The organism is Deinococcus sp. YIM 134068 (assembly GCF_036543075.1).
GTDB classification, from domain to species: Bacteria; Deinococcota; Deinococci; order Deinococcales; family Deinococcaceae; genus Deinococcus; species Deinococcus lichenicola.
The window spans coordinates 108431-117153 of sequence record NZ_JAZHPF010000012.1 but is presented as its reverse complement, the minus strand read 5'-3'; the positions used below and the strand labels follow the sequence as shown (position 1 = coordinate 117153).

General features: G+C 68.1%; 5 protein-coding genes. 2 read left to right on the top strand and 3 right to left on the bottom strand.

What is annotated here, in order from left to right; all coding sequences use genetic code 11:
* Positions 1-696 precede the first annotated feature (696 nt).
* Entirely contained in the window at positions 697-1926 is a 1230-nt protein-coding gene (locus V3W47_RS12800) for an NPCBM/NEW2 domain-containing protein (protein ID WP_331825607.1), read from the top strand.
* Positions 1927-2019: 93 nt separating this feature from the next.
* Here the strand turns inward: V3W47_RS12800 and V3W47_RS12795 are convergent, their stop codons facing one another.
* Positions 2020-2889, bottom strand: a complete 870-nt coding sequence (locus V3W47_RS12795; protein ID WP_331825606.1) for a hypothetical protein — start codon at positions 2887-2889, stop codon at positions 2020-2022.
* Positions 2890-3648: 759 nt separating this feature from the next.
* Here V3W47_RS12795 and V3W47_RS12790 point away from each other — a divergent pair.
* Entirely contained in the window at positions 3649-4422 is a 774-nt protein-coding gene (locus V3W47_RS12790) for a NotI family restriction endonuclease (protein ID WP_331825605.1), read from the top strand.
* 4 nt (positions 4423-4426) lie between these two features.
* On the opposite strand, the gene V3W47_RS12785 is transcribed toward V3W47_RS12790, so the two are convergent.
* Both V3W47_RS12785 and V3W47_RS12780 read right to left on the bottom strand, forming a co-directional pair.
* Positions 4427-5305, bottom strand: a complete 879-nt coding sequence (locus V3W47_RS12785; RefSeq protein WP_331825604.1) for a DNA adenine methylase — start codon at positions 5303-5305, stop codon at positions 4427-4429.
* A 100-nt stretch (positions 5306-5405) separates the two neighbouring features.
* Positions 5406-8279, bottom strand: coding sequence for a GAF domain-containing sensor histidine kinase (locus tag V3W47_RS12780; RefSeq protein ID WP_331825603.1), 2874 nt, complete (start codon positions 8277-8279; stop codon positions 5406-5408).
* Between the last annotated feature and the right edge of the window lie 444 nt (positions 8280-8723).

Here is an 8723-nt window from a genome sequence, read left to right as displayed (position 1 = left end):
AGTCTGGAGCTGAGCCAGGACAGCCTGGTAGAGTCGAGGAGCGTCCCCGGCGGCATTTTCAGTTGTCACAAACAGAAAGTGTCCCCTACCGGGGACGCTTTCTCATACTTTCTGTCAGGCGGTCAGCGTTGACACCTCACTGTTCAGGAAGAAAGACCACCCACCGGGGTGAATGACGAAGCTCTTGCCGAGGCAGTGGGTCAACGGATCACAGGGGTCGGCTCCTTGGGGACGTGTGGGCAGTGTAGGGCCTCGCGGACCCCCCTGCGCGCCGAGAGAACCGGAGGACCGGGACGCCGCGTCCGTCCTGGGACGGGGCCGCCGGGCGGCGGCGCGTTCCCTCAGCCGGGCTGGCGTGGATGGAGCGGGAGGCGTTCCTGTGGCGGCACGGGTGAAGGAGCAACAACAGGGTGCCCGCCCAGTCGAGCGAGGGCGAAACCCAGAGGTGTGGACCTCCTGCCCTCCTCGTCGTTCGCCACTCATGAAGGCCCACTGAACATGAAAAACTTTAGGAGGCGGGCACACTGACCTCAGCCACCCCTCATGCCGTCTGTTCTCACGGTGGCCGGAGGTTGCCCCATGCAGAGTGCCCCGCGACGCCTGCTCCTGCTCGCTCTGGGAATGACCCCTGCACTCGTTGGCTGTGGACAGCCTCAGACGACCCAGGAAGGCGGGAGCGACCCCTACGCGGGCGGCATGAGCCACCCCTGGTCCTTTATTGCCCCCGCAGATCAAGTTCTTCCCCTGAGCCTCACCCCCGGCGAAAACACCTTGCAATACGAGCCGATCCTCTCGGCCAAGAACGCCTGGGGACCCGTCGAGAAGAACACCAGCAACGGCGAGCAGAAGGCCGGGGACGGCAGGGCGATCACGCTGAACGGCCAGACGTACCCGCAGGGCTACGGCGTCCACGCGGGGTCGGAATTGCGCTTCAGCCTGAAGGGGACGAATGGGACACAATGCACGCGATTTTCGGTGGACGTGGGCGTGGACGACGAGGTGGGGTCCAGAGGCAGCGTGATATTCCAGGTGTTTCTAGACGGCGAACTCAGGTGGGACACCGGACGCCTGACGGGAGACTACCTGGCCCAGCGTATTGATCTTGACATCACAGGAAAGCGGGAGTTGCGCCTGGTCGTGACGGACGCCGGGGACGGGATCAGCTATGACCACGCCGACTGGGCCGACCCCAGAATCTACTGCACCGATAAGCCTCTGCCCGTTGGACTCTCTCTGGACCGCTCGCTGCTGACGGTCTTTCACAAGCACAGCGCCAGTGTACGCGCCACCTTTTCCTCTGATGCGAACGTGAGCGGGCCACTGGACCTGCGTCTGGAGCGCCTCAATTCAGGGCTGGAGCCGAACTTGCCGCGATTGGAAACCACCCGAGTGAACTTCAGTGGTCCGGGTACCACGACGCAGGACATCTCTATCGCCGCACCAACTGATCTTCTCTCCAACGTTCCGGAAGATATACAGGCCCCCTATCTCCTGATTGCCAGTGCGGGAGGGCGGGACGTGGCGAGCGCGCTGCTCACCATCGGAGTGCGTGGTTTGAAAGTCAGCGCGCGGTTCGAGCCGACGTTCGTCAGTGGCCGTGACGGCGAGATCAAGCGGGGTACGGTCGTGGTCACGGTGGACCCGCCCCTCGATGGTCCGCTCCCCATCCGGCTCGGCTTCTGGGCGAGCGGCTGGACAGAAAATGAGTCCGACTTCACGAGAATCCTGGGCGTTGACCCCAGTCGGGGTGATGGTGCGACGATGCGCGCGGACTTTGACCTGAGCTTCTTTGACAGGCCAGGCTTGCCAGATGACCGGACCACAGACAGGCAAAACTTGATTGTGTACGTTGGCGACCTTTTCGGATATCGCAGGCCATATTACGGCAATCTCTACGCGCCCCTCGATCTCAAGCTCATCCGTTGACCTGGACAACGACAGCGACTCACCAACGTCAGGCGGAGCGGCAGATATCGTTCGCCGCTCCGCTTGAAAGTGAAGGCCGCACCTCCTCTTGCCTCAGCGTTCGACCGTGAAGCTCCACGTCAGCGCCGGACCCGCCGCGCCGCCCGCGAACATCTTGGCGAAGGGCGTCGCGGTCACGCGGTGGTCGCCGGGCGCGAACAGCCGGGCGTCGCAGGGGTAGTAGTTGCCCTTCTTGCCGCTCCGGTCGCGGCCATCCACGCACAGGGCGAAGGGGGCCTCGTTCTCCAGCACCGTCTGGCCGTTCTCCCACACGAAGCGCACGCTGCCCACCCCACCCGACACGTTCGCGCGCACGTTCAGGCGGCGCGGCAGGGCCGAGAGCCGCAGCCGCGCCCCCGCCGGGATGGGGTCGAAGCCGGGCACCGGGCGGTCGGTGTCGGCGTCCACCAGGGTCAGGCCCGTGACGGAGAACGCCGGGGCGGGGGCCGCGCCGCGCACCACCGTGAAGTTCACCTGCACCCCCGCGCCCGCCGCGCCGCCCGCGTTGGCCCCGGCATAGGGCGTGACGCTGACCCAGTGCCCGCCGGGCGTGAACACGTCGGAGCCGCACGCCGTGTAGTCGCCCCCCGCATTGCCGCACAGGGCGTAGGGCGCGGTGTTCTCGGTCCGGGCGTTGTCCCTGCCGTCCAGACCGAAGCGGACGCTGCCCACCCGTCCGGCGGTGTTCGCGCGCAGGGTGAGGCGGCGGGGCAGTTTGGAGAGGTCCAGGGTCGCGCCGGGCGGAATCGGGTCGTAGCCGGGCACGGGCCGGTTGGTATCCGCATCCATGAGGGTGAGGCTGAGGGTCGCCGGATTGACGACGATGCTCTGGCTCCGCACCTGCGCGGCGGCGAGGGGGGCGAGGGAGAGGGGCGTCACGGCGGCGAGGGCCAGGGCCGGACGAAGACGGGAAGCAGCACGCATAGGACTCCTTGAGGGGGGAACAGGGGAACTTCCCCATGAAGGGACGCTTTCTCCCTGGATGTAGCGGCCCCGGATGACGGGCGGCTGATGGCAGCTCACATCCTTATCCGGGGTTGGGCGGCCTTTGCGAAGTCGTCTCACCCAACCGACTCCCGTGGAAGCAGATTCTGCATTTTGGTTCCCTCGTCTCCTGGGAGGGAGCAGTACGATCACATCCTCCCAAAGTTCCGCAACGCGCGGGCCGTTTTCGCCAGCACTCTGTTTCACCGTCCGTTGGAGGAGCATGCCCCCAGGGTGCCGGGACTGCCTATAGGGCAGGCGCGCGGTAGGTGGAATGGGAGCTACTCCTGGAGCAGCTTGGGTGAGGGACACCGTCTCCATTCCCTCGTGCGGCTAAGTCGAGAAAGCCGGTCAGTCCGGCACAGAGTCTCGTGCAACATACGAACGGCCTGCCGTGCGAGAGTGCAGAGTATGGCCTCGAAAGCTCCTGAGACCTATCTGGCCGAAGTCTTCGGATTTCCCACGGACGTGCGCGACCCAGATGTGGAACTGTTCCGGTCTCTGCGCCTGTGTCCCTTCCGGCCCACCTCCCCGGACGCGCGGCGCGACCTCTCTACCCCCCACTCACAGCTTCCCTTCGAACACCAGTTCGCCCGGTGCACGAAGGACAGCCGAACTGATCCGCTTGGAGTATGCAGCGTCTATGCAGGTGGAAGGCCGTCCATTACCTGCCCGGTCAGATTCACCGAAAGTGGTGTGATGCTGAACGCGACGGCGGCCTGGGCGGGACCTGTTCTGGGCGTTCCAGCCGCCCATCTGCGACCTGTTCCAGAGGTGCGTCTGGTGCCCGCCGCGTCCAGCACGGAAGTCGCCATAGACATCCTGACGGAAGCGGGCGACCCTGCCGCAGAGACCGAGGACCCGGCGGCCCCGGAGGTGAGGGAGACCAGCGCCGGAAACATAGACTACGTGCTGGCAAGCATCGACGTGGCTCAACCCGGCAGCAAGATCATCACCGACTACGCCGTGAACACCTATGCCGCCCTGGAGGTGCAGGCCGTGTACATCAGCGGCAACGTCGGCAATCCCTTTCTGGAGTATATGGGCGGACCCACCTGGAACGGTGCCAATCCACCCCGCCCGGACTGGCTCAGCAGTTCGCGCAAGCGTCTGGTCCCGCAACTGGCGTGGAAGGGGAGCATTCTCCACGCCTGGGGCAAGCCCATCGCCGTCTGCGTGCAGGAAGCGTTCTGGAATACCATGCCCTACTTGAGCGCCGTCACCACTCCCACCGACACCCATCAGGAGATGGCCTGGGTGATCGTCGATCTGGAACGCGCAGGAAGAATCTTCCAGCTTGTGCACGTCAAGACGGTGTACAGCAAGTTCAGCGCGGCTCTGACAGCGGCGACACAGACGCCCGCCGGTTCAGATCGTCTGGTCCAGAAGGCGATCCTGACGAAGTTTATCAAGGACACGACGGGCAAGAACCCGAGGCCGGCCAGGAAGCCAGGAGGCAAGAGAAGGGCCTAGACCTTCAAACGTCCCAACTTAAATCGTTGCCGATGAGGAGTTCGTTCATGACGGCGTGATGGGTGTTCTTCATGGCGATAGGCTTGACCTGAAACCCGTTATGGGTGGCCAAACAGTAGACCTCGGGTGTGTGGTCGTAGGTTAACACCGCGTTGTGAAGGCCCGCCGCCAGGCCGAAGAGGCGCTCATGGTCCACAACGTGATAGGTGTACAGCCGCCGACCGGCCTTCTTCCCTCCCGCCGTGTAAGGGGGATCGATGTAGACGGCGGTGTCTCGCCGTCCGGTGTAGCCAGCGACGGCCTCCAACCCATCCCCCTGAAGGACCGTGACCCGCTCGCGGACGGCGGACAGTGCCCGGACACGACGCGCCAGGGTGCCGGGATACCAACGGCTCCGCACCCCCTTCCCGCCCTCGCCATGTTTCAGGACGCCACCGCCCGGCGCGATAATCCCGCCGTGACTCACGCGGTTCTGGACCAGTGTGCGCCAGGCCACCTCGAAGGGGTCTGTCGGTTCACTCCGAACGATGGTCATTGCGGCTTCGGCAGTCATCTCAAACGTCTCTATCCGTGCCGCCAGGGCCTCCGCCCTTTTGCTGAAGATGACCTGCCAAACCGCCGCCACCCGGTCATCAAGCTCCACCATCACCACCCGGTCGGCCAGTCCCTCCAGGGCAACGGCGCAAGCGTTGGAGCCACCCCCCGCGAACGGTTCCAGGAAGACGCCCGGTCGACCCCGCGAGGCTATCCAACGCCGCGTTCTGGGAATAAACCAAGACTTGCCGCCGGGATAGCGGAGTGGACTGTATTGCGGTACTTGAGCGACATTGACGATCTGGGCTTGAGGGTCGCCGAGGAGCCTGAGGTGTTGGACGACCGTCATACCAGCAGAGTAGCACAGCAGAGGAATATCGTACGAAGTAGGATCTAAAATCTAATCTTGCTCATAAGTATACGCAAACAAGCTGCAGAACGGGTCGGCTTTACCCCGGCAGCCTGAATCTCAGCGTCGTCCCCCGCCCCGGCTCGCTGTCCACCTCCAGCTCCCCCCCGGCGAGGGCCACGCGCTCGCGCAGGCCGATGAGGCCGAGGTGCCCCGCCTGCGCGCGGGCCTGCGCCTGCCCCGGCGTGAAGCCCTGCCCGTCGTCGCTCACCGCCACGCGCACGCCGCCCTCATCGAAGGCGATCCGGATGGCGGCGCTTGAGGCGTGGGCGTGCTTGTCCACGTTCGTCAGGGCCTCCTGCGCCAGCCGGAACACGGTGAGTTCGAGGGCGGGCGGCAACCTCCGCTCGGCCCCGCTGATCTCCAGCCGGGTGTCGGTGCGCGCCTGCGACGCGAGCCATTCGAGGGCCGGGAGGAGGCCGAGGTCGTCGAGCACGCTGGGGCGCAGGTTGCGGGCGAAGCGGCGCACGCTCTCGATGGCCTGCTGGAGGTCCCCGAGGATGTCGTCGGCGCGGGCGCGCTGCTCGCCGCCCAGCTCGCGGGCGAGGCGGGCGACGCGGCGGGTGGTGGACACGAGGACCTGCGCCGTGTCGTCGTGGAGTTCGCGGCTGATGCGGCGGCGTTCCTCCTCCTGCGCCTGCGTGAAGAGGGTGAGGTAGCTCCGCAGCTCCAGCGTGCGGCTCGTGGCGGCCTCCAGCGCCTGCCCCCGCCGCTGAATCTCGTCGGCGAGGGTCTGGAGTTCGGAGAGGTCGCGGGCGACGGTTAGGACCCCATGCAGGATGCCCGCCGGACGCACGGCGCTCAGGCGCACCTCCAGGCGGTAGCCCGCCACCTCGATCTCGGCGCGGCCCCCGGCGGGGCGGGTGTGGGCGGCGTCCCAGGCGGCGTGCAGGGCGGGCCGGGTCGCGGGCGTGGCGAGGGCCAGCAGAGATGCCCCGACGAGCGGCCCGGTCAGCGGCGCGAGCAGCCGGGTCGCGGCGGGGTTCGCGTAGGTGACGGTCCCCGAGGGATCGGCGCTGAGGATGAGGTCGTGTGCCCCCTCCGCGAGCTGGCGGTAGCGGGCCTCCTCGCGGGCGAGGGCGGCGAGCAATCTCTCGCGGGTCAGCGTCAGCGCCATCTGGTCGGCCACGCTGCGGGCGAGGTGGAGCACCCGGTCGCCCGGCACCTCGGCACCGGGGTCATCGGCGTAGAGGAAGCCGAGCACCTCGTCGCCGTCCGTCCCGCGCAGGGGCACGATCAGGGCACTTCCCGCCCCCGGCAGGGCGTGACGCCGCGCGAGGGGCCGGGGGCCACGCCCGAGGTGCGAGAGCAGCCCCGACAGCTCGGCGGGCGTGGGCGCGGGCAGGTTGAAGGTCGCGCAGCGGGTCCCCGCCTCCCCGGTGAGGGCGATCAATCCGCGCCCGGCATTCAGCGCGAGGGTGGCGAGCCGCGCGGCCTCGGCCAGGGCGCGGTCGCTCTGGTCCTCGCCGAGCAGCCGCCCGACGTTGAGGAGCACGGCGGCCTCCCGCTCGCGGCGCTGCTCCTCCTCGTACAGCCGGGCGTTCTCGATGGCAAGGCTGGCCTGCGCGGCGAACACCTCGGTCAGGGCGAGGTCGTCCCCGTCCAGCGGCAGCGGCGCGGTCCAGTACAGGGTCAGCGCCCCGAAGACCCCGGCGCGGGTGCCCAGCGGCAGGCCGACGACGCCCCGGTACGGGTAGCGCCCCTGCGCGAGAAGCTGCCGGGTGTAGCGGCTTCCCCCGCCGAGGTGAGCGGTGTTCAGATCGCGGGCCGCGACGATCTCCCGGCGCTCCACCGCCCGGCCCGTGACCCCCGCGCCCACCTTCGCCCGCACACGCAGCACGTACTCACTCGGCAGCCCGACCGCGCTGCGGATGCTGAGGGTCCGCCCGTCGGGTTGCAGCTTGTAGACGCCCGCCGCGTCCGCGCCGAAGAGGGCGACCGCCCGCTCTAGCAGCCGCTCCAGCGTGTCGCTGAGATGCAGGCTGCCCGCGAGCGCCGCCCCCGCCTCACGCAACGCCTCGGCGGCCTCCCGCTTGCGCGTCTCGATGGCGTACAGGCGGGCGTTGTCTATCGCCAGAGAAGCCTGCTCCGCGAGCGCGAGGACCAGCCACGTGTCGTCCTCGGTCACGCGGGCACCCGGCGAGCGGCTGTCCACGTATAGGAGACCCAGCGGACGGCCCCGCGCGGACAGCGGCGCGATGAGGGCCACCTCCGGGTCCAGCTCCGCCAGCCCTGCCGCGAGGGGGGTGCCCGCGTCCCGCGTCTTTTCAAAGAGGATGACCTCGCCCCGGCCCATCAGCCGCCCGAGGGACACCGGCCCCACCCCGATCCCGCCCGTGAAGGCCGCGTCGAAGCCGTGGGTGAAAATCTCCCCGGTCCGCGCCCCATCCTCCCCGAGTTCGCTGAACAGGCCCACGAAGGCCCGCCCGAAGCCCAGCGCGAGGGCCGCGCTCTCGGCGGTAGCGGTCAGCACCTCCGCGAGGTCGAGGCTGCCGCCCAGCCGCCGCACCAGCCGCTCCACCGTCTCCGCGACCCGGCCCTGCCCGCGCCGCGCCTCCCGCGCCTGCACGCCCTCCAGCGCCAGCACCAGCAGCGGGGCCAGCCCGCTCAGCGCCTCCATCCCCGCCGGGTCCGCCCCCACGAGTTCCAGCACCCCGCCCCCGAAGGGCACGCAGGCGAGCATCCCCTCCTCCAGCGGACCCCCGTGCGCCAGCGACCGCGCCGCGAGCGTCCCGTCACTCAGCCCCAGCCCCCGGCCCTCCTCCCCCACCACCGTGAGGGACCCGCCGACCACCGCCCACACCTGAACCCCGTGCGCCCGCACCGTCCGGCACGCGAACTCGGCCAGCGCCGCACCGAACGCGCGGGCGGTGGGGGCGGTGCCGAAGTCGGGGGGGAAGGGGGGGAGGGTCATGGGGAGTGGAGGCGACGCGGGGAGTTGAAACAGATGCTAAAGCCTCGGCGTGCAGGAGGGCAGGCTCAGCCTGCCGCCCCCCTCCCCGACCCTCTCCCACAAGGAGGGAGAAAAGAACACATCGAGCGATTGAGGCGAGGAGCAAGAAAGGCGGTTCGCGGGAGTTGAGCGGTAGAGGATGTCACACGCCCCCTCACCCCGGCCCTCTCCCACGAGGGGAGAGGGAGAAAAGCTGCTTGTGCCTTTGCGCTCTAAAAACCGTCACTCTCGACGGCCAATTCTTGCCCGTGAGCCGACGGCCCATCCCACCACCACGCCTTGCTCGCGCAGCGAGACGGTGGGCCTTCCAGACAGAGCGCAGCAAGATCAAACGTTGCCAGTCAGAGAACACGTCCACCAGCGCAGCCTGTAAGCACTTGCCGAGCGCAGCGACAAGCTCCCCCT

Excerpts from the sequence above, each read along its gene's own strand:
- V3W47_RS12800 (WP_331825607.1), top strand. The coding sequence starts at position 697 with ATGAGCCACCCCTGGTCCTTTATTGCCCCCGCAGATCAAGTTCTTCCC.
- V3W47_RS12795 (WP_331825606.1), bottom strand. The coding sequence starts at position 2,889 with ATGCGTGCTGCTTCCCGTCTTCGTCCGGCCCTGGCCCTCGCCGCCGTG.
- V3W47_RS12790 (WP_331825605.1), top strand. The coding sequence starts at position 3,649 with ATGCTGAACGCGACGGCGGCCTGGGCGGGACCTGTTCTGGGCGTTCCA.
- V3W47_RS12785 (WP_331825604.1), bottom strand. The coding sequence starts at position 5,305 with ATGACGGTCGTCCAACACCTCAGGCTCCTCGGCGACCCTCAAGCCCAG.
- V3W47_RS12780 (WP_331825603.1), bottom strand. The coding sequence starts at position 8,279 with ATGACCCTCCCCCCCTTCCCCCCCGACTTCGGCACCGCCCCCACCGCC.